General features: G+C 66.4%; 21 protein-coding genes. 6 read left to right on the forward strand and 15 right to left on the reverse strand.

Translation table 11 applies throughout. The features are described from left to right. Window positions 1–3: 3 nt before the first annotated feature. From ACYVAN_RS05350 to ACYVAN_RS05360, 3 genes are all read right to left on the reverse strand, one after another. Window positions 4–447, reverse strand: a complete 444-nt coding sequence (locus ACYVAN_RS05350) for an SRPBCC family protein (RefSeq protein ID WP_460956248.1) — start codon at window positions 445–447, stop codon at window positions 4–6. Between the two features lie 97 nt (window positions 448–544). Continuing rightward, window positions 545–1,324, reverse strand: a complete 780-nt coding sequence (locus ACYVAN_RS05355; protein ID WP_460956380.1) for a metallophosphoesterase family protein — start codon at window positions 1,322–1,324, stop codon at window positions 545–547. 24 nt (window positions 1,325–1,348) lie between these two features. Further along, on the reverse strand, window positions 1,349–1,591 hold the full coding sequence (locus ACYVAN_RS05360; protein ID WP_460956250.1) for a hypothetical protein: 243 nt from the start codon (window positions 1,589–1,591) through the stop codon (window positions 1,349–1,351). A 568-nt stretch (window positions 1,592–2,159) separates the two neighbouring features. Between ACYVAN_RS05360 and ACYVAN_RS05365 the strand changes: the two genes are divergently transcribed. Continuing rightward, window positions 2,160–3,953 (forward strand): AMP-dependent synthetase/ligase, encoded by a 1,794-nt coding sequence (locus tag ACYVAN_RS05365; protein ID WP_460956252.1) that lies wholly within the window; start codon window positions 2,160–2,162, stop codon window positions 3,951–3,953. Window positions 3,954–3,996: 43 nt separating this feature from the next. On the opposite strand, the gene ACYVAN_RS05370 is transcribed toward ACYVAN_RS05365, so the two are convergent. The 3 genes from ACYVAN_RS05370 to ACYVAN_RS05380 form a co-directional block, all read right to left on the reverse strand. Then, window positions 3,997–5,310 (reverse strand): peptidase MA family metallohydrolase, encoded by a 1,314-nt coding sequence (locus tag ACYVAN_RS05370; RefSeq protein WP_460956254.1) that lies wholly within the window; start codon window positions 5,308–5,310, stop codon window positions 3,997–3,999. A gap of 134 nt (window positions 5,311–5,444) precedes the next feature. After that, window positions 5,445–6,485, reverse strand: coding sequence for a C40 family peptidase (locus ACYVAN_RS05375; RefSeq protein ID WP_460956256.1), 1,041 nt, complete (start codon window positions 6,483–6,485; stop codon window positions 5,445–5,447). Between the two features lie 433 nt (window positions 6,486–6,918). After that, a complete protein-coding gene (locus ACYVAN_RS05380; RefSeq protein WP_460956258.1) occupies window positions 6,919–8,289 on the reverse strand; it encodes an NYN domain-containing protein in 1,371 nt (456 codons plus the stop codon). Window positions 8,290–8,365: 76 nt separating this feature from the next. On the opposite strand from ACYVAN_RS05380, the gene ACYVAN_RS05385 reads away from it, so the two are divergent. Then, on the forward strand, window positions 8,366–10,084 hold the full coding sequence (locus ACYVAN_RS05385; protein WP_460956260.1) for a DEDD exonuclease domain-containing protein: 1,719 nt from the start codon (window positions 8,366–8,368) through the stop codon (window positions 10,082–10,084). A gap of 126 nt (window positions 10,085–10,210) precedes the next feature. Here the strand turns inward: ACYVAN_RS05385 and qcrB are convergent, their stop codons facing one another. The 4 genes from qcrB to ctaE all read right to left on the reverse strand — a co-directional run bounded on the left by qcrB (window position 10,211) and on the right by ctaE (window position 14,468). Then, entirely contained in the window at window positions 10,211–11,863 is a 1,653-nt protein-coding gene (gene qcrB / locus ACYVAN_RS05390) for a cytochrome bc1 complex cytochrome b subunit (RefSeq protein WP_460956262.1), read from the reverse strand. Further along, entirely contained in the window at window positions 11,860–12,987 is a 1,128-nt protein-coding gene (qcrA, locus tag ACYVAN_RS05395) for a cytochrome bc1 complex Rieske iron-sulfur subunit (RefSeq protein WP_460956264.1), read from the reverse strand. Before qcrA ends, qcrB begins: the two co-directional genes overlap by 4 nt. Further along, window positions 12,984–13,790, reverse strand: coding sequence for a cytochrome bc1 complex diheme cytochrome c subunit (qcrC, locus tag ACYVAN_RS05400; protein ID WP_460956266.1), 807 nt, complete (start codon window positions 13,788–13,790; stop codon window positions 12,984–12,986). The genes qcrA and qcrC overlap by 4 nt, the downstream gene beginning before the upstream one ends. A 66-nt stretch (window positions 13,791–13,856) precedes the next feature. Then, window positions 13,857–14,468 (reverse strand): aa3-type cytochrome oxidase subunit III, encoded by a 612-nt coding sequence (gene ctaE, locus ACYVAN_RS05405; RefSeq protein WP_460956268.1) that lies wholly within the window; start codon window positions 14,466–14,468, stop codon window positions 13,857–13,859. Window positions 14,469–14,616: 148 nt separating this feature from the next. Here ctaE and ACYVAN_RS05410 point away from each other — a divergent pair, with 148 nt between their 5' ends. The 3 genes from ACYVAN_RS05410 to trpD all read left to right on the forward strand — a co-directional run bounded on the left by ACYVAN_RS05410 (window position 14,617) and on the right by trpD (window position 16,616). Then, a complete protein-coding gene (locus ACYVAN_RS05410) occupies window positions 14,617–15,000 on the forward strand; it encodes a hypothetical protein (RefSeq protein WP_460956270.1) in 384 nt (127 codons plus the stop codon). A gap of 119 nt (window positions 15,001–15,119) precedes the next feature. Next, window positions 15,120–15,530 (forward strand): hypothetical protein, encoded by a 411-nt coding sequence (locus tag ACYVAN_RS05415; protein ID WP_460956272.1) that lies wholly within the window; start codon window positions 15,120–15,122, stop codon window positions 15,528–15,530. 24 nt (window positions 15,531–15,554) lie between these two features. Then, on the forward strand, window positions 15,555–16,616 hold the full coding sequence (gene trpD, locus ACYVAN_RS05420; protein WP_460956274.1) for an anthranilate phosphoribosyltransferase: 1,062 nt from the start codon (window positions 15,555–15,557) through the stop codon (window positions 16,614–16,616). Window positions 16,617–16,693: 77 nt separating this feature from the next. On the opposite strand, the gene ACYVAN_RS05425 is transcribed toward trpD, so the two are convergent. The 3 genes from ACYVAN_RS05425 to ctaC all read right to left on the reverse strand — a co-directional run bounded on the left by ACYVAN_RS05425 (window position 16,694) and on the right by ctaC (window position 18,597). Then, window positions 16,694–16,975 (reverse strand): Lrp/AsnC family transcriptional regulator, encoded by a 282-nt coding sequence (locus tag ACYVAN_RS05425; RefSeq protein ID WP_460956276.1) that lies wholly within the window; start codon window positions 16,973–16,975, stop codon window positions 16,694–16,696. A gap of 236 nt (window positions 16,976–17,211) precedes the next feature. Then, a complete protein-coding gene (locus ACYVAN_RS05430; RefSeq protein ID WP_460956278.1) occupies window positions 17,212–17,610 on the reverse strand; it encodes a cytochrome c oxidase subunit 4 in 399 nt (132 codons plus the stop codon). Window positions 17,611–17,658: 48 nt separating this feature from the next. Continuing rightward, window positions 17,659–18,597, reverse strand: coding sequence for an aa3-type cytochrome oxidase subunit II (gene ctaC, locus ACYVAN_RS05435; protein WP_460956280.1), 939 nt, complete (start codon window positions 18,595–18,597; stop codon window positions 17,659–17,661). A gap of 371 nt (window positions 18,598–18,968) precedes the next feature. Between ctaC and asnB the strand changes: the two genes are divergently transcribed. Beyond that, window positions 18,969–20,897, forward strand: coding sequence for an asparagine synthase (glutamine-hydrolyzing) (gene asnB, locus ACYVAN_RS05440; RefSeq protein WP_460956282.1), 1,929 nt, complete (start codon window positions 18,969–18,971; stop codon window positions 20,895–20,897). Between the two features lie 137 nt (window positions 20,898–21,034). On the opposite strand, the gene ACYVAN_RS05445 is transcribed toward asnB, so the two are convergent. After that, window positions 21,035–21,886 carry a M23 family metallopeptidase gene (locus ACYVAN_RS05445; RefSeq protein ID WP_460956284.1) on the reverse strand — a complete coding sequence of 284 codons (852 nt, stop codon included), beginning with the start codon at window positions 21,884–21,886 and terminating at the stop codon, window positions 21,035–21,037. Window positions 21,887–21,978: 92 nt separating this feature from the next. Then, a complete protein-coding gene (locus ACYVAN_RS05450; protein ID WP_460956286.1) occupies window positions 21,979–23,586 on the reverse strand; it encodes a glycoside hydrolase family 13 protein in 1,608 nt (535 codons plus the stop codon). Between the last annotated feature and the right edge of the window lie 171 nt (window positions 23,587–23,757).

Here is a 23,757-nt window from a genome sequence, read left to right on the forward strand (position 1 = left end):
GTATCAGCGCGAGCTCTCGACACGGCGTTTGAGTTCCTTCAACGCCGTATCCATGATCATTTTCTCGGCTTTGCGCTTGAACATGCCGATCATCGGGATCGCCAGATCCACCGCCAAGCTGTAGGTCACCTCGGTCGTGCCGTCCGAACGCGGGGTCAGCTGGTAGGTGCCGTGCTGAGCCTTCTGCACCTGCCCTTCCTGCAGCGTCCAGCTCACCGACAACCCGTCGGGCGCCCAGTCGTACACGTTGACGTAGGTGTCCTTGACCACGCCGGCGTCCAACACGAAGCGGACCTTTTCGGCCGTTCCCTCGGAGGTCGCCGAGAGGATCTCGGTCTCCTTGACCGCCTCCGCCCACTCCGGGTACGCGGCGAAGTCGGAGATCACCGCCATGATCTCCGCGGCTGGTGCCTCGATCACGATGGACTGGGTGGACTGATCGACCATGCGCGCAGATTACAGGTCGCCCCCACCAGCAGCGGCGCCAGGAGGTGGGATTTCGCGATCTGCCACCGGTGGTGGGACGAGCGGACCGATCCTCCGATCACCAGGTCAGCACGTGTGGTCGGCCGGTGCGCTTGAAGTGCCCCACGTTGACGCATTCGGTGCGGCCGATCCGGTAGCGCTGCGCCAGCGGCTGGTGCACGTGACCGAAGAGCGACCACCTCGGCTCGTCGTGCCTGATCCGTTCGAGCAGCTTCTTCGAACCGTGCTCGGCACGCTGGGCCACGACGTCGTAGAGGAGGTCCGGCACAGCCGGTGGCAAGTGACTGCACAGCACGTCGACCGGCCCGATGCCGGCCAAGGCCCGATTGAACTCGTCCTCGTGGCGCAGATGCGGTACCCACGCCGCGTCCGTGCGCAACGAACCGCCCGGTGGGAGGAGGGTGCCACCGATGAACCCGAAGCGGAGGCCGCCGATCTCGATGGACTCACCGTCCAGAAAGTGGACGCCCTCCCTGGCGAACTCGGACCACAGATGCGGAACATCGACGTTTCCCGAGGTCACGTACGTAGGCGCGGTCATCGCACCGAACAACTCCGCGTACTGCTCCCGGACCGCGTCCTCGACGACCTGCTTGGGGTCGGACAGGCTCGCCCACAGTGAACGGGCGTAGGACGCGAGTTCCGAACCGCGAGTTCGGCGGAGTTCGGCGAACCGCGCGACCTTCTCCGGACCGAACACGGCGCCGAGAATTCCCTTGTGGTGTTCGTGGTAGTCGACGAAATCGATCAGGTCACCGAGCACTACCAAGGCATCCGCGCCATCACCGGCTCGCTTGAGATCTTCGACATTGCCGTGAACGTCCGAAACCACGTGCACCCGCAAGGCCGCCCCCTTCCAGGTCTATCGGGTCACCGCTCCTGAACCGGGATCGGGTGGACAACCGGGCGCGCGATCCCGCTCGAGGCCGTTCTTCAGCTCGAACGCGAGCGTCCGGGCCGCCGGTCGGCGGCGTCGCGTTCGCTCCGCGATGCAGTTCACCCACCCGGTAGCGTCCATTTCGGCGACCGGGCCCGCCCCGAGATAGTAGTGCAGCACCGTGCCGTCGAGGACGGGGTCGAGCCACACCTCCATGGTGCCGGTCATCGAACCGGTCGGAAATCAAACGCATCCCCTTGGCGCCGCGATCGACTTGAACCCGCAGGTCGCGGCCCGGACAACAGCCTCGCCAGAAAGCCGGGTCGGCGAAAACGACGGGCCAACGCTCAACGCGAAACGGCCAAAAGGATCTCGTCCACGATGTCGACGACCGGGGGCACCGCAGGCCGGAGTAGCGCCGGCCGGAGTACCACTGCGGGAAGTGCCGGTGAACGGAGCGCGGGCGGACAAGCCAAGTCGTCCAGACACATCGCTCGCGGGCATGTCCGCCAGCTTGCCATGTTACTGCGCGCGTTCCCGTGACCGCCCTTCGCATTCTCGAAGGCGCATTCCGCGGCACGCCCGAAACGGGGTAGCACCGGCATCGAGATTGATCGTGCGCGAAAAATGTCCCCCGGTGGCGAGGTCGGCTGAACCGATCAGCGCTGCGGCGGCCCTGAACTGATCGGCGATAGGGTTGCTCCCATAGGTTGGGGACAAATTCGGGACTACCGCTCAGTAACTATCAGGGTTAGGTTATGCCCCACGAATGGCGTGTTTTTTCGGAGGTTTCAACGTGCGAGAGTTCAGCGTCCCCGCCAAAACGGGCGTGGCCGACGACGAGAACCTCACCGACATGGTGTGGGCCAATGCGGAGCGTTTCGGCGGGACCGTGAGCTTCCGGCGCCGGGTGGAGGGTGCCTGGGTCGACGTCACCGCAGCGGAATTCGCGGTCCAGGTCATGTCCGTGGCAAAGGGACTGATCGCCGCGGGCCTCGAACCGGGCGATCGAGTCGGGCTGATGTCTCCCACCCGGTACGAGTGGACCCTGCTGGACTTCGCGATCTGGTCCGCAGGCTGCGCGACGGTCCCGATCTACGAAACCTCGTCGGCCGATCAAGCCGAATGGATCCTCAGCGATTCCGGCGCCAAGGCCGTCATCGTCGAGGCCCAGACGCACCACGACGAGGTCGCTCCGGTTGTCGAGAAGCTCCCCGACGTCGGGCACATCTGGCAGATCGACGGCCCGAAGGGTGCTATCGAAGCGCTCACCGAACTCGGATCCGAGATCACTGATCAAGAGGTGCACGACAGGCGCCGTGCGATCAAGGCCGACGACCTCGCCACTCTGATCTACACCTCGGGTACCACCGGCCGCCCGAAGGGCTGCGAACTGTCGCACCGCAACCTGCTGGCCGAGGTCCGCGGCGACATCGACGCGTTCCCGCAGCTGCTCCAGCCGGGCAACTCGATGCTGATGTTCCTGCCGATGGCGCACGTCCTGGCCAGGGCGATTACCGTCGCCTCGGTCTACGCGCGAGTCACGCTGGGCCACACCAGCGATGTGAAGCAGCTGGTCGACGATCTCGGTTCGTTCCGGCCGACCTTCGTACTGGCGGTGCCGCGAGTGCTCGAGAAGGTCTACAACACCGCGAAGCAGAAGGCCCACGCCGGTGGAAAGGGCAAGATCTTCGACGCCGCCGAGGAAACGGCCGTCACCTACAGCAAGGCGATGGACACCGGCGGTCCCGGGATCGGACTTCGCCTCAAGCACTTCGTGTTCAACAAGCTGGTTTACGGCAAGCTGCGCGCAGCACTGGGTGGCCGTTGCGTGGCAGCGGTGTCCGGTGGCGCACCGCTGGGTGAACGACTCGCCCACTTCTACCGGGGCTTGGGCGTGCCGGTACTCGAAGGCTACGGACTCACCGAGACCACGGCGGCCGCCGCGGTCAACGTCGAGGACGCCTTCAAGGTCGGCACCGTCGGCAAGCCGATTCCGGGAACGAGCGTCCGGATCGCCGAGGACGGCGAGATCCTGGTCAAGGGCGACGTGGTGTTCCGGCGCTACTGGAACAACCCGACCGCCACCGAGGAATCCCTGGAGGACGGCTGGTTCCACACCGGCGACCTCGGGTCCCTGGACGAGGAGGGCTTCCTGCGGATCACCGGCCGCAAAAAGGAGATCATCGTCACCGCGGGCGGCAAGAACGTGGCACCGGCGGTGCTCGAGGACCACCTGCGGGCCGACCCGCTGATCAGCCAGTGCATGGTGGTCGGCGACAAGAAGCCGTTCATCGGCGCACTGATCACCCTCGACCCGGAATTCCTGCCGTCATGGCTGTCCAACCACGGCAGGCCGGAGGACACGCCCACCTCCCAGCTCGTGGATGACCCGGAGGTCCGCAAGGACGTGCAGAAGGCCATCGACGAGGCCAACGAGGCGGTGTCCAAGGCCGAGCAGATCCGCCAGTTCCGCATCCTCCCCGAGGACTTCACCGAGGCGACGGGTGAGATGACGCCGAGCATGAAGCTCAAGCGCAACAAGGTCGCCGAGAACCACGCCGACGAAATCGAGTCGATCTACACCTGATCCACCACCCGGATCATCGAGCGTGCCGCGAGCGGCTCGGGCGTCACCGCACATGACGTTCGAGTCGCTCGCCCCACTTCTCCACCAATTCCGCTGTGGACATGCCGACGATCTCGCGCAGGGCGGTGTCGTAGGTGGACGGTGACGTCGACCCGGCCACCCGCCGGTACAGCGCCACCAGCCGCTGCTCCCCCACCCGCTCCTCGATGTAGGACACCACCGACCACGACTGCTGGTAGGCCAGGTCCAATTTCCTGCCCGCCAAGTGGAAGTCCTGGTTGGACGGCAAAGAGGTCGGGCGTCCCTCGGTGCGCAACTGTTCCAGGAGATCCGGTGCGATCTCCTGGAAGTTCAGCCCGCTGTCTCGGTAGCCGACGTAGTCCGCGAAACCTTCCAGCATCCACATCGGTGCGCCGTCGACGGTATCCGCCCTCGCGGCGAGGTGGGTGATCTCGTGCTGGAGCACCACCCGCAACGCCGTCCCCGAAAGCCCTTCGGTCGTTCGGTGGTTGAACACGATCCGGGGTCCTTCCACACGGCGTCGAGCCGGATCGACGTGGTCGGCGACCGCGACGGCCGCGATTCCGTCCACGGCGAACCGCGGCCCCACCATGGCCCGAAGTTCGGCACGTGAACCCGGTAGCAGCACCGCGGCCTGCTGTGACCAGTCCGGCCCCCAGACCTCGGTCACTTCCGCCACCGAGTGATCGACGAGTTGTGAGAGCCGCTTGACCAGTGGTTCATTTTCGTCGTGGCCGATCACCAGGCCGTGTCGGGTGGCGCGCACCCGACACGCGGCGAAGTCCCACGGGCCGCGCCACGTCGACCGGCCCTGGTCCGCCAGGAGATCATCGCCGGTCAGATACCAGGAGTCACCTCGCTTGGCGAAGACGTACGCCATCGAACGACGAGTGGGGACCGAATCGACACCGGTCAGCGCGTAGTTCAGCGTGACCCGCGGAGCCCAGGTGTCTTCAGCCGGGTCCGGAAGCGGTGGCGGCTCCACTACATCGGAACCGTCGATCTCGTAGTGCCACTCGTCCAGCGGAACGTCGACGAGGTTCTTGAACAGCGCCCGCTGGCTCTCCCGGAACTCGGACGAGGCCTTCGGATCGACCGAGCCCAGGAACGCGGCCTCGTCCCGAGTACGAACCGCTGCCGCGCGTTCGCTCAGCAGGGAGCGCACCGCGTCCGTACGCGACGTCAGTGGGGTGGCCGACCTGCCCAGTGGCAGTTCGACTCTCGCTTCCTGCGGCAGCGGGACCGCGACCGGAAGCGAGACGACCGCGACACCGGCGAGCACCGCCGCGGCGACGGCGACCGCCAGCCACCCGCGGATCCTGTCTGAGACCGGCACACGCGGCATCGTAAGGCGGACGCGCAGCTGTGGCCTGCGGGCGAACACGCCTCGCCCGCGACTCGCCCACGACTGTCACGCGAAAGGGGCTCACACCCGAGTGGATGTGAGCCCCTTCGTCGACGACGTCGAACTCAGCCGGCGACGCGCCGGTAGTTCGAAGGAGTCGCGATGTCCTTGTAGTTGGCAACCTTGACCACGTCCCCGGTCGTGGGGGCGTGCACCGCCTTGCCGCCACCGATGTACATCGACACGTGGTAGACGGGGCTGCCGTAGAAGATCAGGTCGCCTGGCTTGAGCTGACTCGGCGAGACGCTCTTGCCTTCGGTCACCTGAGTCTTCGTGCTGCCGCCAACGCTCACGCCGACCTGCTGGTACGCCCAGTACACGAGGCCCGAGCAGTCGAAGCTGGACGGCCCCTTCGCGCCGTAGACGTAGGGCGAACCGCGCTTGCCGAGCGCTGCCTGCACCGCCTGAGCAGCCGTACCGGAGCCACCTGTGAACTCGAAGTCAACCTCGTCGCTGACCATCGAGTCCTGCTCTTCACCGCTGAGCTCGGCGTAGTTCTCCTCGGCCTGGTCGACAAGTTCGTCCATCTCGGACTTCTTCTTCTCGGCCTCTTCGAGAAGACGGGCCGCGTCCCGCTCGGCGCGTTCGGCGGCCGCACGGGCTTCCTTGGCCTGGCGCTCGGCGCCCTCGGCCTGGTCGACCGCGGCGGAAAGCTTGCTGATCGCCTCGTTGTTGTCCTTGGACATGACTTCCAAGGCCGAGGCCCGGTCGAGGAAGTCGTTCGGCGATTCACTCACCAGCAGCGCGGAGAGCTTGTTCATGCGCGCGCCCTGGTACGAAGCCGTGGTGAGGTTGTCGACCTTGCCGCGGAACTTCTCTTCTTCCGCACGTGCCTGGTCGGCGATCTGCTGGGCCTTGGCGATCTCCGCATTGGCTCGATCGAGTTCCTCGATCTTGGCCTCGTGATCGTCTTCGGCCTTCTTGAACTCCTCGGTAGCAACCTCGGCCTTGTGCGAGAGATCACGCACTTGCTTGGCTGCGTCCGAAGCATTGTCGGGAAGTTGCGGGTCTGCGATAGCAGGCGCGGAACTCATACCGACGGCTGCGGCGACCGCCGTTGCCGCCAGGGCTCCGCGCATCGAGCGCTTGAGTCGGTGCGACGCCACGTCGCGCACTACTCCTTCTTCGTCTCGACCGCCTACCAGGCAAGCCACGAGCGCGAACAGCAAACCGTCTCGTCGAAACGAATGGTCTGCGCACGCCCGGACCGGAGGTCCCCAACTGGTTGGGCCCGGTTCGGCTCCCCGACAAGCCGATTTCGGCGGCGACTCGCGGAGCCGCCCGGTGCGGGCAGCTGATCGCCACGAAGTCCCGGCTAGGTTACGAAAGGTCAAGCGTTGCGTCTAGATGGGGGGTCAAAAAACGTCACACATCATCCGCAATATCCCAAAAGCGTGAATACTTGCCACAGAAAGTAATCTTCCGCCAGGCTCCTCTTCCCGGCTACATCCTTCTGCAGTGGTCCGAAGGCCTCCCCGTAAGACCGCCGGTCACGCCCCGTCGCAACGCCAACGAACAGCGCGAACTCGGCCGGGCACGTCAGACCCGGTTGATCCTGCCGAGCAGGACCGCTGAAGCAACCGCGTAGGCGCCCCGGTGACGCACCGAGGTGGCCACCGCCCGGTCGGACGTCGCAACGATCAGCTGCCTCCCCTGCGGTTCAGCCTCGACGAGCGCACGGATCACGTCGTCGGCCTGCACACCCGGATCACTGAACAACACCCGAACTCCACGCGGCCCGGCGGTCGGCACCGCGAGCACGTCCGCACCGTCGAACACGAGCGTGACCTCCGCAGCGGTCCGAGCAGCCAACGCAGCGAGCTGATGCGCCAACCGATCCCGCTGGTCGGCCAGCGGGAGCTCCGGATAACCGGTCTTGGTCACGTTGTAGCCGTCGACGATCAGATGCACCGCGGGCAACGCCAACAACCGGTCCAACATCGCGGCATCCTGGACCTGCCCGGTCGCACCCGAATGCGGTCGAGCACCCGACACCGCCTCGGCCGGCCGCGGACCACTCCCGGTGGCCCCGAGCTCCCTGCGCAACCCACCGAGCGCGCCCTCGACGGTTTCCAGCAACAACGACAACCGGACCTCGTCGCTCTGCCTCGCCTCCCGAGCCGACTGCCGCGCGACCTCGGCCTCGGCGACGGCGCGATCGGCGCGCGTCCGCTCCTCCTGAGCGCGCAGGCGCTCCCGGTCGCGCTCACCGGACATCTCCGCCAGCTCGGCGTCGGCCGCCTCTCTCGCCCGCCCGGCCTCCACGCGCGCCTGCTCGGCATCGTCGCGCGCCTCCTTGAGCCGCACGCCCTGATCACGCAACCGTTTGCGCAACCGATCCGCCTCGGCGCTGGATTCGTCACCGGCCTTGTCGGCGGCCTCGCGCGCCTCGGCGAGCTCTCGCCGCAGCCGCTCCATCTCACCGGAAGCCTTGTCGGCGCGCGCCGCCGCCGAGTCCCGCTCCGAACGCAGCTTTCCCTGCTCCACGCGGAATCCGACGAGCTCGACGAAGTGCGCGGCTCCAGGAGCGTCGAGCAGAACGGCGGACGCGGCCACCACCACCGGATCGACGTCGACGACGGTGATCGCCTCCGGGCGGTTGCTTCGATGCCAATCCACCACCGCCGTGCGGAACACCACCGAATCCCGCAGCGAGGCGAGCAGCGTCGGCAATCCCAGCTTGGCGCGCTTGGCCGGTGCGAAGCGCACGACCGGACGCAACGGCACGGGCACGTCCGCTTGCCGCATCCCGCCCAACGCCGCAGCGGCCAACTCGGCGAGTCGGGTGCGGAGCGGCCCGGGAAACGCGTCCCAGTCCAGCGATCCATCACCGCCAGCCTGCCGCGGGCCGTCCACAGCAGACTCTTCCGGACAGGGGGTTCCGTTTCCGTCCCCCGGCGTCGAGGCCATTCACACAGGTTAGTGGCAGACCCGCGGTTCCCCACACGCACGGGGCTGTCGGAGTGCGCACGTACCGTTGCCACCGATGAGCGGCGATCTGCAACTGGCTTTCGACGAATTCGACACGACCGAGTCCACTTCGCTTCCGGAGACCACCTTCGTCGTCGTAGACCTGGAAACGACCGGCGGCAGCAGCGAACGCGACGCCATCACCGAGGTCGGCGCGGTGAAGATCCGCGGTGGCGAAGTCCTCGGGGAGTTCACCACCCTCGTCGACCCGGAACGCGAGATCCCACCCGCCGTGACTTCGATCACCGGCATCACCGGCGCCATGCTCGCAGACGCTCCCCGGATCGACACGGTGCTGCCCGCATTGCTCGAATTCGCCGCGGGCGGCGTTCTCGTCGCGCACAACGCGCCCTTCGACACCGGCTTCCTGCGGGCGAACTGCACACGACTCGGCCTGAGCTGGCCGAAGCCACACGTGCTGTGCACCGCCAAGCTCTCCCGCCGGATTCTGTCCCGGGAGGAGACACCGAACCACAAGCTCGCCACGCTGGCAGGAGTGCTGGGCGCCCGGACAGCGCCCGTGCACCGCGCACTCGACGACGCCCGCGCCACGGTCGATGTGTTGCACGCCCTGCTCGAGCGAGTAGGCCCGCTGGGCGTGCACACGCTCGAAGACCTGCTCGGCCATCTTCCCGACGTCTCACCCCAGCAACGGCGAAAACGCGGACTCGCCGACGCGCTACCGGACTCCCCGGGCGTGTACCTGTTCCGAGGCCCCAACGACGAGGTGTTGTACGTCGGCACCGCCTCGAACCTCCGCAGACGTGTCCGGCAGTACTTCACCGCGGGCGAGCGACGCGGCCGGATCAAGGAAATGGTCGCCCTGGCCGAGCGGATCGATCACGTCGAGTGCGCGCACCCGCTCGAAGCGGAGGTTCGCGAGCTTAGGCTGCTCGCCGCGCACCACCCGCCCTACAACCGCCGCTCGAAGTATCCGCAGCGCGCCTGGTGGGTCGCGCTCACCGATGAAGCGTTCCCGCGACTATCCATCGTGCGCACCGCCCGTGACGGCGCACTCGGCCCGTTCCGCACGCGCCGAGGGGCCGCGGACGCGGCCGACGCGCTGCACGCGGCGACAACTCTGCGACGCTGCACCGAGCGCATCCCGGCCACCAAGCAGCGCGGACGTCCCTGCGCACTCTACGAACTCGGCCAGTGCGGTGCCCCCTGCGCCGGACGCCAAACCACCACGGGGTACGCGCCCCAGGTGATCGCGGTTCGCGAGCTCGTGGTGGGGCGCGACAACGCGATCCTCGCCCGTCTGCGGAACAGGCTCGATGAACTCGCCACCGAGCAGCGCTTCGAAGAAGCCGCGGCGCACCGCGACCAGCTCGCGAGCGTAATCCGATCCTTGGACCGGGGCCAACGGCTCGCCGCTCTCGCCGACATTCCCGAACTCGTCGCAGCCCGTCCCGATGGTTCCGGCGGCTGGCAGTTCGCAGTGATCCGGCACGCCAGGCTCGCGGCAGCGGGGACCGCCCGGCGCGGTGTACGGCCGATGCCGGTGGTCGACCAGTTGCAAGCAGCCGCCGAAACGGTATTCACCGACCACGGGCCGCTTCTGGGAGCATCCCCCGACGAAGCGCACGTCGTGCATCGGTGGCTCACCACCGATGGCACCCGCATGGTGCGCTGTTCGCAGCCCTGGTCGGAGAACGCTGGTGGTGCGGGCAGCTGGCGCAGCTGGCTGGAGCGCGCGAGCAACGGCCGTAGCCCCTATGCCGGGGCCGACTGACCGATCCGGCAGACGTACCGGCTTCGGTGCGGCTCGCCACGAGGACGAACCAACCGCCCCGGCCGCGGACGAAGAAGCGGCCCGGCACCATTCCGGTGCCGGGCCGCTCCCCGTGGTTCCGCTGACTCAGTCGGTCGACGTGGACGTTCCTGCGGTCAGCTCCTCCGACTCCTCGACCGCCACGGCCGGCTGCTCGCGACGAGCACGCTCCAACGCGGTGGTCTCCTCCGGCGGGTCCGGCTTGAGCAGGCTGCCCTCGACCGGGTGGCCGGCCGCACCGAGCTTGTTCATCTTCTTCGGAACCGGAGCACCCTGGTAGGGCAGTTCCTCCGGGTGGCCGTGCGAGTCCACCGGGCCGAGCGGCTGGTGGACCTCGATGAACTCACCGTGCGGCAGTCGCTTGATGATTCCCGTTTCGACACCGTGCTCGAGCACCTCGTGGTCGGCGTGCTGCAGACCGAGGCAGATCCGGTAGGTGACGTAGTAGGCGATCGGCGGCGCAACCAGCAGCCCGATTCGGCCCATCCAGGTCATCGCGTCCAACGAGATGTCGAACTGGTAGGCGACGATGTCGTTGACGCCCGTGACCATGAGCACCATGAAGAAGGTGATCGCCATGACACCGAGGCTCGTCCGGACCGGCACGTCCCTGGGCCGCTGCAACAGGTTGTGGTGCGCGTCGTCGCCCGTGAGCTTGCGCTCGATCGACGGGTACAGCGCGGCCACGGTGAAGATCAGACCCATGAACAGCACGGTCGGGAAGAACACCGCGGGGATCATGTACGGCCCGAGGTAGACCTCCCAAGCGGGCCACAGACGGCTGGAACCGTCCGTCCAGATCATGTACCAGTCCGGCTGCGACGCTGCCGAGATCTTCGAGGCGACGTACGGACCGAGATTCCAGATTCCGTTGATCTGGAAAACGCCCGACATGATCGCCAGCACACCGGTGACGACTGCGAAGAAGCCACCACCCTTGACGGCGAACACCGGCATGATCCGGACACCGACGACGTTGGTCTCCTTGCGCCGCACGCCCGGGAACTGAGTGTGCTTCTGGTACCAGACCAGCGCCAGGTGGACCGCGATCAGCCCCAGGATCAGACCCGGCAGCACGAACACGTGGAACAGGTAGAACCGGGGAATCAGCTCGGTACCGGGGAACTCGCCGCCGAAGAGGATCCAGCTGATCCAGGTACCGATGACCGGGATCGACATCGCGATGCCCGAAGCGATCCGTACGCCCGTACCGGAGAGCAGGTCGTCCGGCAGGGAGTAACCGGTGAAGCCCTCGAACATGCCGAGGATGAACAGCAGGATGCCGATCGTCCAGTTGGTCTCGCGCGGGCGGCGGAACGCACCGGTGAAGAAGATCCGGAACATGTGCGCCACCAGCGAGGCCATGAACAGCAGCGCCGCCCAGTGGTGCAGCTGGCGGGCGAACATGCCGCCCCGGACCTCGAAGGAAATGTCCAGCGTGCTCTCGAACGCCCTGGACATCTCCACACCGCGCAGGTTGGTGTAGACGCCCTGGTACTCGACCTCCGCCATCGACGGGTCGAAGAAGAACGCCAGGTAGGTGCCGGTGACCAGCAGCAGGATGAACGTGTAGAGCGCGATCTCACCCAGCAGGAACGACCAGTGCGTGGGGAAGACCTTGTTCATCTGGCGGCGCAGGCCCGGGGCCATCTGGTACCGCTGATCGAGCTCGTCGGCGGCCGTGGCCGCCTTTCGAGAAGCCGTGCTCGCCGGCTTCGTCGGCCTGGTGATCGAACTCATGCCTCACGCTCCCAGTAAGCCGGGCCGACGGGCTCAATGAAGTCGTGCTTCGCCACGAAGTATCCCTCTTCGTCCACCGTGATCGGCAGCTGCGGAAGGGAACGCGTGGCCGGGCCGAACACCGGCTTGGCATAGGTGTTGACGACATCGAACTGCGACTGGTGACACGGGCAGAGCAACCGCCCGGTCTGCTGCTCGAAGAGCGAGGTCGGGCATCCGAGGTGGGTGCAGATCTTCGAGTAGGCGTAGTAGTCGCCGTAGTTGAAGTCTTCCTGACCCTTGCGGTTGAGGGGCGCGCTGCCCGGCCGCAAACGGATCAACATGACTGGGCTGTCGCCGGACCGCAGTCCCTTGATCAGCTTCTCGTGGTCCTCGCGATCCGATTCCCTGAACGGGAAGACCGTTTCGAAACCGCCCGCGGAGAGGTCCTCGGGACGCACCAGCGAAACCTCGCTGGAGTGCCCGGTGTCCCTGCGCAGGTAGACCTTCTCGCCGTTGGTCGACCGCCACAGGGTGTGCGACAGGGAGTCGGCACCGGTCTCCGACCACGGATCCCGGACCACACCGCCGAGCGCGAACACCCCGGCCCCCAGGCCGAAGGCACCGACACCGAAGCCCGCGGTCCGCTTGATCAGCGAACGCCGCGCCAGGCCGCTGCGCTTACCCGCGTCGGCCAGCAGCGCGGTGGCGGTCTGCCGGTCGGTCTCGCTCGAGCCGTGACCATCGTGCCGCTGCTGAACGGCGACCTCGTGCGGCAGGAACTTCTTCTGGTACAGGATCACGCCGATCCCGACCGCGAAGATCGACAAACCGAGGAAAAAACCGATCAGCGGGTTGTACAGCGAATAGATCAAGTAGCCGCGCTCGTCCGCCAGCGGATTCTGGTAACGCCACGGCCAGAAGATGAACACCGCCACGAACGCCAGCGCCGAGAGCCCCGCGAGGCTGAACCAAGCGGCGACCGCTCGCTCGGCGCGCCGCTCGGCGCGGGTTCCTTCGACCGGCCAGCGATCCCGGTACTCGGCCAGTTCGACATCGTCGAGGGCCAGCCCCAGTCGGACCTTCTCGTCCTGGCTCATCCCGGCCAGTTCGGCCTCTGTGTATTCCTTCTTCTGCTCACTCATGCCCTGGCTCCGATCCACAGGGTGAGGCCGATCAGCGAGCCGAGTCCGATGACCCAGGCCACCACGGTCTCCGGTCCGGGACCGTAACCACCGAGGCTGTTGCCGCCGGGGTTGTTGTTGCCGTTGGTAACGGATTCGACGTACGCGATGATGTCTTTCTTCTCTTCCGGGGTGAGCTGGCGATCCGAGAACTTGGGCATGTTCTGCGGGCCGGTCAGCATCGCCTCGTAGATCTCCTGCTCACTTGCCTCGTCGAGGTTCGGCGCGTACTTGCCCGCCGACATCGCGATGCCGCGGCCGGTAAAGTTGTGGCAGGACGCGCAGTTGAGCCGGAACAGCTCACCGCCGCGTCCCGGGTCCGCTCCCCGGAGTGCCTCGCCAGACTCCTTGGGGGACTCCGGCCCCCCACCGTAAGTCTGAACGTACGCGGCCAGCGCGTCGACCTCTTGCGGCGTGAACTTCGATGGCTTGCGATGCGCCTGCGCTTCCTGGCGAACCATCGGCATGCGACCGGTGGCGACCTGGAAGTGGGTGGCGGCCTCGCCCACACCGACGAGGCTCGGACCGCGGTCCTCGACACCTTGGAGGTTCGAGCCGTGGCAACTGATGCAGGTGGTGCTGTAGAGCTCTTCACCCTGCCTGACCAGCGCCGCTTCCGCGTCCGCGTGAGCGGCTTGCGGCTCTGGGGTCAGGACGGTGTAGAGCCCGCCAGCGCTCACCAGGGCAATCCCCAAGGCGAGCACACCGGATATCCGTCGCCGAAGCTTCGAGCCCGCGCGGTTCCGTTTCTTGATGGTGGTCATGAGTGCGGCAACCCTTGCTGTCAGGTTCGGGGTGTTTCCAAACGACCTTGTTGGACGGCCGTCATGTCACGGCACCAGATAGATCACGGCGAACAGGCCGATCCACACGATGTCCACGAAGTGCCAGTAGTAGGACACGACGATCGCAGCGACGGCCTGTGAAGGCGTGAACTTGCTGAGTTTGGTCCGAATGATCAGGAAGACGAACGCGATGAGACCACCGATGACGTGCAACCCGTGGAAACCGGTCGTCATGTAGAAGACGGTTCCGTAGGCCGACGAAGCGATGGTCGTCGCGTGCTCGGCGACCAGCGTGTAGTACTCACCCGCCTGGCCGAGCACGAAGATCGTCCCCATGACCAACGTGACGACGTACCAACGGCGCAAACCGAAGACGTCGCCCCGTTCGGCCGCGAACACGCCCCACTGGCAGGTGAACGAGGACGCCACCAAAATGATCGTGAACGGAAGGGCGTACGGGAGATTCAGGTGCGTGGGCGGCGGCGGCCACGCTCCTTCGTTCTGTGCCTTCACCGTGAAAAACATGGCGAAGAGCCCAGCGAAGAACATCAGCTCGCTGGCCAACCAAACGATGGTGCCCACGCTGACCATGTTGGGTCGGTTCAGCGAGTGCACGCGATGACTGATTGAGGGCGCTGCCGTTGTCACGCGACGCATTATGGCTTGCACGGTCTTCCGGTGTCCCGCCGGGTCCGCGGGTGCGCCGGAAACCGATCAGATTGCGACGTGGAGGTGACTCTCGGTGAATATGAGTCGTTGGTTGTCCGTCTTTCGACCGAGCCGGAAACGAACGCCGAAACAACCCGTGATCAGGGCCGATGATACCGACCTACGCGTCGTGGTCCGGTCCTTCGACGATGCGGAGGCGGCCTCCGCCGTGTTGTCCCGCGCAGTGGACTGGGAGCCGGATTCACCGGCCGTACTCCGGCACCACCTGCGAATCCCGCAGGCCGAACTGGACACCGCGCGCCGGCTGCTCGAGCCCGACGACTGGGCCGTGACGCTCTGCGACATAGACCCTGACCTGCAAAAAGAGGAGGTCTCGGTGCTGGCTTACCGGATTCAGAAGTTGGATTCGTTGCATTGCTCACAGGAGGGCTCGCGAATGGCCGGTCTCGCGCAACGGCTGAACGGACGCGCGCTCGGTTGGGACGCCTTGCAACGCGGCGACGAAGTCGAATCGAACTGATCTCCCGATGCGGGCGACTACTGTTCGGACCAGCACTGCGGATAGCATTCGAAGGACTAATACCGGCACGCCACGCGCCGACCAGCCAGCCGGCCCGGAAGCCAGCGAGGAGCACGTTGATGAACGCACCGACCACGACCGTTCTCGTGTTCAGCCATCGGCCTGAGGTCCGAGAGTCGATTATCACCGCGGTGGGGCGACGCCCCGCCCCCGATCTCGGTCGCGTGACCTACATCGAGACCGCCACGGCCGCCGAGGTGCTCGGCGAAGTCGACGCGGGCACTCCGGACCTGCTGATCCTCGACGGTGAAGCCCAACCGACCGGTGGCATGGGGCTGTCCCGGCAGTTCAAGAACGAGATCACCAACTGCCCCCCGATCGTCGTCGTGGTGCGCCGCAAGGACGACCGATGGCTGGCGACCTGGTCCGAAGCCGACGCCGTCCTCGTCCACCCTCTCGACCCGCTCACCTCGGCTGAAACGATCGCCGAAGTCGTGCGCTCGCGTTCCACGCCCGCGCTGCAGCGCTGAGAGAACACCGAAACCAGAGAACCAATGGGAACGTTTTCCGGAAGCTGGCCCGGCCTGCTGAACCACTTGGTGGCAGGCAACGACCTCACCGCCGACGACACCGGCTGGGCGATGGACCTGGTGATGACCGGGGAAGCGACCGCTGCCCGGGTGGCGGCGTTCGCGGTAGCCCTGCAGGCCAAGGGCGCCACCCCCGAGGAAGTGCGCGGCATGGCGGACGCCATGCTCGCGCACGCCCGCCCGCTGCGGATCGAACAGCGGGCGATCGACGTGGTCGGCACCGGTGGGGACCGCAAGGGGTCTGTGAACATCTCCACCATGACGTCGATCGTGCTCGCAGCGGCGGGTGTGACCGTGGTCAAGCACGGAAACCGTGCCGCCTCGTCGAAGTGCGGGACCGCGGACGTGCTCGAAACGCTGGGCGTCGCCATCGACCTGCCGTCCGAGGCGGTTCGGCGTTGCGTGGACGAGGTCGGGATCGGATTCTGCTTCGCCCCCGTCTTCCACCCCGCGATGAAGTACGCAGCCGGGCCACGGCGGGAAATCGGCATTCCGACCGCGTTCAATCTGCTCGGACCGCTGACGAACCCCGCCCAGCCGTCGACCGGGCTGATCGGTTGCGCCGAACGCCGGATGGCCGAGGTGATGGCCGGGGTGTTCGCGGCTCGCGGCAATTCCATCCTGCTGGCCAGTGGCGACGACGGGATGGACGAGATCACCACCACCACGACCACCACGGTCTGGGCCGTGCACGACGGCACGATCCGGGAAGACCGGATCGACCCCACCGAACTCGGGATCGAACTCGCCTCCGAGGAGGACCTCCGCGGCGGCGACGCCGAGGTCAACGCCGAAGTGGTGCGCAAGCTGCTCGCGGGCGAGCGCGGCCCCGTCCGCGATGCCGTACTGCTCAACGCCGCCGGTGGGCTGGCGGCCTATGACGGCCCGGCCGACGACCTGACGACGCAGTTCGAGACCGGGATGCGACGGGCGGCAAGGGCGATCGATTCGGGCGCGGCCGCCGAGCTCCTGGAACGCTGGGCACAACGCTCCGGCGACCTCAGGTCGGAGTACGCCGACTCCTGACACGGGCGCGTGCCGGTCGGAAGTCGACCGGCACCGCCCTGTTCCCACAGCTCACTGTTCCCCACCGCTCGCTTCGGTCACTCCTCCAGACCGATGGAGAAGGTCGATTCGGTGTCCTGACGGGAGTAGGAACGGAACGCGATGTGGGTGTCGGTGTCGAGCACCCCGTCCACCTTGTTGATCTTGCCAGGGACGATGTCGGCGATCCGCTCGTGATCGGAGACCCGCAGCAGCGCGATCAGGTCGACATCTCCCGCGCACGAGTACACCTCCGAGACTCCATCGATGTCGGCCACTTCCTGGGCGGCCTCGGTGAGCCGGTCGGCGGCGGTCTGGATCAGCACGATCGCGGTGATCACTGCGAAACCTCCTGGGGTAACGGCTGGTTCGTGCGAAGATCCTAAACCTCCCCGGATACGACGACCGCTCGACCGGCGGCGACTCGCCCGGGTACGTGGACCTCTCTAGAAGTTCGACGCTGCTCGTCGCAATGTGACGGCGCTGGCTCGTCAAAATGCAAAGACGCTGGCTCGCCCGACACGAAACGGCCCCCGGACCAGAGGGTCCAGGGGCCGTTGCCGTTCGAAAAGATCGATCACTCGTGGTTCGGGCCCGCGTGGTACTCGAACACCAGTCCCGCCGTAGTGATCAACACCGCACCGACGGCCAGAACGATCATCCACACGTGGAAGAACGCGAGGGCCAAGCCGGTGAAGGCCGCTGCGGCCGCCAGCCCCGCGGGCCAGTAGCTACCCGGGCTGAAGAAACCGAGTTCGCCCGCCCCGTCGCTGACCTCGGCGTCCGGATTGTCCTCCGGCCTGGGTTCGATGCGCCGGGCTACGAACTGGAAGTAGCTGCCGATCAGCAGGGACAAGCCGCCGACCAGGATCAGCGCCACCGTTCCCACCGGCTCCTTCGCCCAGAGCCCGTAGACGAGCGCCGATAGAAAGAAGAAGAAGGTGATGATGTTGAAGATCTTCGCTTCGACCTTCATGGAGTCCTCGCTCTCAAGCCGTACGCCCTGCCGGGGGGCACCCCGCGGTTAGTTTCCGCGCGTCTCGTCACTGCTGGTGGCCTCGCCCGACGTGCGGTCGGTGTCGAACGGAACACCGGTGACCGCGTGCGGCGTGCACAACTCGCCGCAGTTCATGTCGCTGAACGCTTCCGCCGCGGTGTACGGCTGGCCCGTGTCCGGGTTAACCCTGGTCCGCAGCTGCATGTAGCGGTCGAACTTGTCCTGGGACAGCGCACGCACTTCGAAGTTCATCATCGAGTGGTAGGTGCCGCAGAGTTCGGCGCACCGCCCGACGAACGAACCTTCGCGGTCGATCGTGTTCTGGAACACGTTGTTCTGGTTGTTCTTGTCCGGGTGCGGGAACGTGTCCCGCTTGAAGTGGAACTCCGGCACGAAGAACGAGTGGATGACGTCGGTCGAGCTCAGGTGGTACTCGATGTTCGCCCCGACCGGAAGCACCAGTAGCGGAATCTCGTTGCTGGTACCGACCGTCCGGACCGGTTCGCCGTCCGGCGTCTTGTACTCGGGGTAGTTGAACTCCCAGTTCCACTGGAAGCTGACCACGTTGACGGTCTCGTCCGGGTCCTCCTCGGTGGCCATCACATAGTTCTGGCTCACCGCGGTGAAGTAGAACAACACCACGACCAGCACGAACGGCAATGCCGAGTAGATCAGCTCCAACGGGACGTTGTACTGGAACTGCTTCGGCAGTTCATCGCCCTTTTTCCGGTGGAAGGCGACCGACCAGAAGATCAGCCCCCACACGATCACACCGACCACGAGTGCCGCGATGACCGACCACGTCCAGAGCTGCCGCATCGACTCAGCCTGCGGGGTGACACCCTGTGGCCAGCCGAACCGCAGAACCTCGTCGGTCGTGCAGCCCGTGGCCACGACACCAACCAGGCCGATCAGCCCAGTGACCTTGACCAGCCGTGGCACTCGGGTCCCCTCCTTCAGGCCCACTGCGCGACGCCTCCTCGCTGCAAAAACTCACCGGCGGAAAATTCGCGTTCCGCCGCCCTGACAAGGACGGGCAGACCGGCCGCCGGAATTCTGCGGCGAGCCTAGCCCAGCAGTAGCCGTGATACTGCTCCGGGGTAGCCCGACGGGACACCCCCCGCGTCAGTTCGAGACCGAGATCACCCACTCGAAGAGGTCGACTCCACGCAACACGCCCCCGTGCGTGCACCCCCACCCACGCGGGACGGCATACTGGTACACCCCATCACTGGGAGATCTCCGCGTCGAGACGTCTCAACCGAGGCTGCCCAGCGGTGACATCCCAGGTTGGGGCCCCGACGACACACCGCCGACACGAGAGGTGCGCGAGACGCGTGTGCGGCCTGCTTGGACTGGTCTGTCCCACTGAAGAGAACGCCGGCAATGCCGTCGACGCCGTGGCCAACGCGCTGCCGTGTCAACGACACCGAGGCCCGGACGAGAGCGACACCTGGCATGGCGGCCAGGTGGTCTTCGGCTTCAATCGGCTGTCGATCATCGACCTCGAACATTCCCACCAGCCGTTGACCTGGGGACCGCCCGAGAACTACGGGCGTTACACGATCCTGTTCAACGGCGAGATCTACAACTACCTGGAGCTCCGCGCCGAGCTGATCGAACGCTTCGGCGCCCGCTTCACCACCGACGGCGACACCGAGGTCATCGTCGCGGCATACCACTACATGGGCACCTCGATGGTGGGCCGGTTGCGTGGCATGTTCGCCTTCCTGATCTGGGACAGCGAACGTCGCGTGGTCTTCGGCGCCAGGGACCCGTTCGGCATCAAGCCGCTGTACTTCGCGCAGGGCCCCAACGGGGTGGCGTTCGCGAGCGAGAAGAAGAGCGTGCTGAGCCTGGTGACCACGCTGGGGCTCGACGAGGACCTCGATCACAAGGCCCTGCAGCACTACTTGATCATGCAGTACGTGCCGGAGCCGGAGTCCTTGCATCGTTCGATCCGCCGGATCGAGTCGGGCACGTCGTTCACCGTGTCGCCTGGCGGTCCGGTGGTCACCGAGCGGTACTTCTCGCCCGAATTCACGTCCCGGCCGGTCAACACCGATGCCGACGCGCATCGGTTGCACACCGAGATCGCCGACGTGATGCGCGACTCGGTGGCCAAGCACATGCGCGCCGATGTCACAGTGGGTGCGTTCCTCTCCGGCGGAATCGATTCGACCGCGATCGCCTGCCTGGCCAAGGAGCACAACCCGGACCTGATCACCTTCACGACCGGGTTCGAGCGGCAGGGTTACTCGGAGGTCGACGTGGCCGCCGAGTCGGCCGCCGCGATCGGCGTCAAACACGTGGTCCGAACCGTCTCCCCGGAGGAGATGATGGAGACCTTGCCGCTGATCATCTGGTACCTGGATGATCCGGTGGCCGACCCGGCGCTGGTACCGCTGTGGTTCATCGCGCGGGAAGCCCGCCAACACGTCAAGGTCGTACTCTCGGGCGAGGGCGCGGACGAGCTGTTCGGTGGATACTCGATCTACCGCGAGCCGCTGTCGCTTGCACCGTTCGAGCGAGTGCCGGGCACGTTGCGCAAGGCCATGGGCCGGGTTTCGACGGCGATCCCGGACGGTGTCCGGGGCAAGGACCTGCTCCGGCGCGGCGCACTCAGCCTGGAGGACCGCTACTACGGGAACGCCCGCATCTTCCGGGACGATCAGCTCGAGAAGGTGATGCAGGGCTTCGATCCGGGTGTGTCGCACCGCGACGTCACGGCGGGGCCGTACAGCAGCTCGGAAGGCTGGGATCCGGTCACCCGGATGCAGCACATCGATCTGTTCACCTGGCTGCGCGGAGACATCCTGGTCAAGGCCGACAAGGTGACGATGGCGAACTCGCTGGAGCTGCGGGTTCCGTTCCTGGACTCGGAGGTCTTCCGGGTCGCGAGCAGCGTCCCGCTCGACCAGAAGATCACCGACGAGACGACCAAGTACGCGCTGCGCCAGGCGATGACCCAGATCGTTCCGCCGCACGTACTCAACCGTCGTAAGCTCGGTTTCCCGGTACCGATCAAGCACTGGCTGCGCGACGAGATGCACGACTGGGCGCGCAACATCATCCAGCAGTCCCAGACCGACCGACTGCTGAACAAGTCGGCGATCTTGCAGTTGCTGGAAGAGCACCGTTCCGGCGTGCTGGACCACAGTAGGCGGTTGTGGGCGCTGCTGGCGTTCATGCTCTGGCACGGCATCTTCGTCGAGGGCCGGTTGTCGCCGGCCGTGCCCGAGCCGCACTACCCCGTCAAACTCTGACCTCGCGAGTGGAGCGGGAGTGCCCGACCGTTCTGGTCCGGCACTCCCGCTCCACTCGGTGATACGACGATCAGTCGCGCTCCGGGCCACGCCCCGTTGGGTCCGCGTCCGGACCTCGGATCAGCGCTCCGGCGGCATCAACCGCAATGTTCGAACGGGCTCGTGTAGGACTCGCTCCCCACCGAGCCACCCCACTGCACACAGGTCGCGCCCGCGGCGGCACGCACCGGGCCTGCGTAGTACGAGAAGTTCCCGGAGTCGGTGCTGCGATCGGCACCCTCGACTTCGAGCATCGCGGAGGTCGCCGACGGGGTGCCGACGGACGCGGACTTCAACGTGGCCACGCAGTTGTGCTGGTTGGACCCGTTGTAGAGCAGGTAGACGGTTCCCGCGCCCGCCAGGCCTTTCGAATCGATCACGCTGTAGCCGGATCCGCACACCTCCTCCGGCGTGTACGGGTTACCTCCGCAGTTGTTCCTGCTGGTGAAGTCGGTGTGCCCGTAGTAGGGCACGTCCACACCCCCGAGCGTGACCTTGACCGCCGAGCCGTTCGAGCGCTGTTCGTAGTGCAGGTGCGGACCGGTCACCCCGCCCGATGCGCCCGCTGCACCGATCTTGGTTCCCGCCGAGACCGTTTGCCCCCGCGAAACGTTCTGCGCCGAGAGATGGGCGTAGCGGGTGGTCCAGCCGGAACCGTGGTCGATCTCGATCCAACGCCCGTAACTGGTGCTCCCCTCGTTCGCGACTCGACTGACGGTCCCGCCTGCGGAGGCGAGCACCGGCATGCCGGTGATGCCGCTCTTCTGGAAGTCGACCGAATTCGCGGGATTGTGGCCGCTGAACGTCGCGGCGGTCACGGTGACCCCGCACCGGAACGGGACCTGAAAGTTGGGTGCGGCGTGGGCGGGAACCTGTCCGGATCCGACCACGCCCAACCCGGCCAACGCCAGTGCTGACGCACCGACGGCCAATCGCCTCAACAAGGACATCTACTACCTCCACGGATCATGGTGGGTAATCCGATGTGATCACGAGCGGTCCGCGATCCATAGACCCGTTGAGACGAATGGTGGTGAATTTCTTACGTTGTGGCTTGCTCGTCGATCCATACCGTGGTCTCGCCGGGCAGCACACCGTCGAACTCCGGGCGTTCCGCTAGCCCACCGCGATCACTGCGGCACAGGACTCGACCCGCCTGCCGCAAGCGGACCGGTTCGGAACCGAAATTGACCGCGCAGAGAAACCCGGGGGTGCGGCGGAACACCAGCGTGTCCTCGGCTGAATCCACCCAGGTGAGCTCGCCGTCTCCCAGCGCCGGGTGCTCGCGCCGCAACGCGAGCGCGGCCTGGTAGGTCCGCAGCACCGAGTCCTCGGGCGCCTCCTGAGCTGCCACCGACAACTCTCGCCAGTCCTGCGGGACCGGCAACCAGCTCTCCTCCGAATCGGGCGGGCCGAAGCCGAACGGTGCCCGCTCACCACTCCACGGGATGGGAACACGGCAACCGTCCCGTCCCCGCTCGGTATGGCCGGAGCGCTCCCAGATCGGATCTTGCAACGCCTCTTCGGGAAGGTCCGACACCTCCGGCAATCCCAGTTCCTCGCCCTGGTAGACGTACACCGATCCGGGCAGGGCGAAGCTGAACAGGGCGCTGGCCCGCGCGCGACGCAACCCGCTCGCTCCACCGCCGTACCGGGTGGTGGGCCGCGTGGTGTCGTGGTTGCCCAACACCCACGTCGTCGTCGCGCCTACCGCTGCGGTGCAGGCCACGGACTCGCGCACCACTCGCCGGAAGGACTCCGCCGACCAGTCCTGCTCCAGCAAGGCGAAGTTGAAGGCCTGGTGCAGCTCGTCGGGCCGTACGTAACGGGCGAGTCGTTCGCTCGTGGGCGCCCACGCCTCGGCCACACCGATGCGGGCTCCTCGGTAGGAGTCCAGCAGCTCGCGCCATTCGCGGTAGATCTCGTGCACTTCGTCCTGGTCGAAGTAGGGTAGTTCCGCACGACCGAGCAGCGAGATCTGCTGGTCGACCTCGGCGTCGGGCAGGTCGGGGTGCTTGATCATCCCGTGGGCCACGTCGATCCGGAAACCGTCGACGCCCCGGTCCAACCAGAACTTCAGCACCTTGGTGAACTCGGCGCGCACCTCGGGGTTGCGCCAGTTGAGATCCGGCTGTTCGGGCGTGAACAGGTGCAGGTACCAGCTCCCGTCGGCGACCTGCGTCCAGGCGGGGCCACCGAAGACCGATTCCCAGTCGTTCGGCGGCAGTTCTCCCCGCTCCCCTCGCCCGGCCCGAAAGAGGTAGCGGTCACGGGCCGGCGTTCCCGCCTCGGCGGCGAGGGCTTCGGTGAACCATTCGTGGGCATCGGAGGTGTGGTTGGGCACGATGTCCACCAGGACCCGCATGCCCAGGTCGTGCGCGCGCTCGACGAACCCGTCGAAATCGGCGAGGGTGCCGAACATCGGGTCCACGTCACGGTAATCGGCAACGTCGTAACCGCCGTCGGCCATCGGCGACCGGTAGAACGGTGTCAGCCACACCGCGTCCACCCCCAGGTCGACCAGGTGCGGCAGCCTGTCGCGGGCGCCGACCAGATCGCCGACGCCGTCGCCGTCGCCATCGGCGAAGCTGCGCAAATAGACCTGGTAGACCACGGCGTCGCGCCACCAGGTTCCGTTCGGATCCAACATCGTCTGCACTCCTCCTGAAACTGCGGTTGTCGGACACTGCCGGTCATCGAAGACTGCGGTTATCGGAGACTGCGGTTATCGGAGACTGCGGTTATCGGATATCGCGAAACGTCACTGGCGGGATATCGATCGGGGGACCGAGGGCCTCGTGCAGTCGACTCGCCGCGCCGG

The sequence above is a fragment of the Parasphingorhabdus pacifica genome (genome assembly GCF_054779195.1).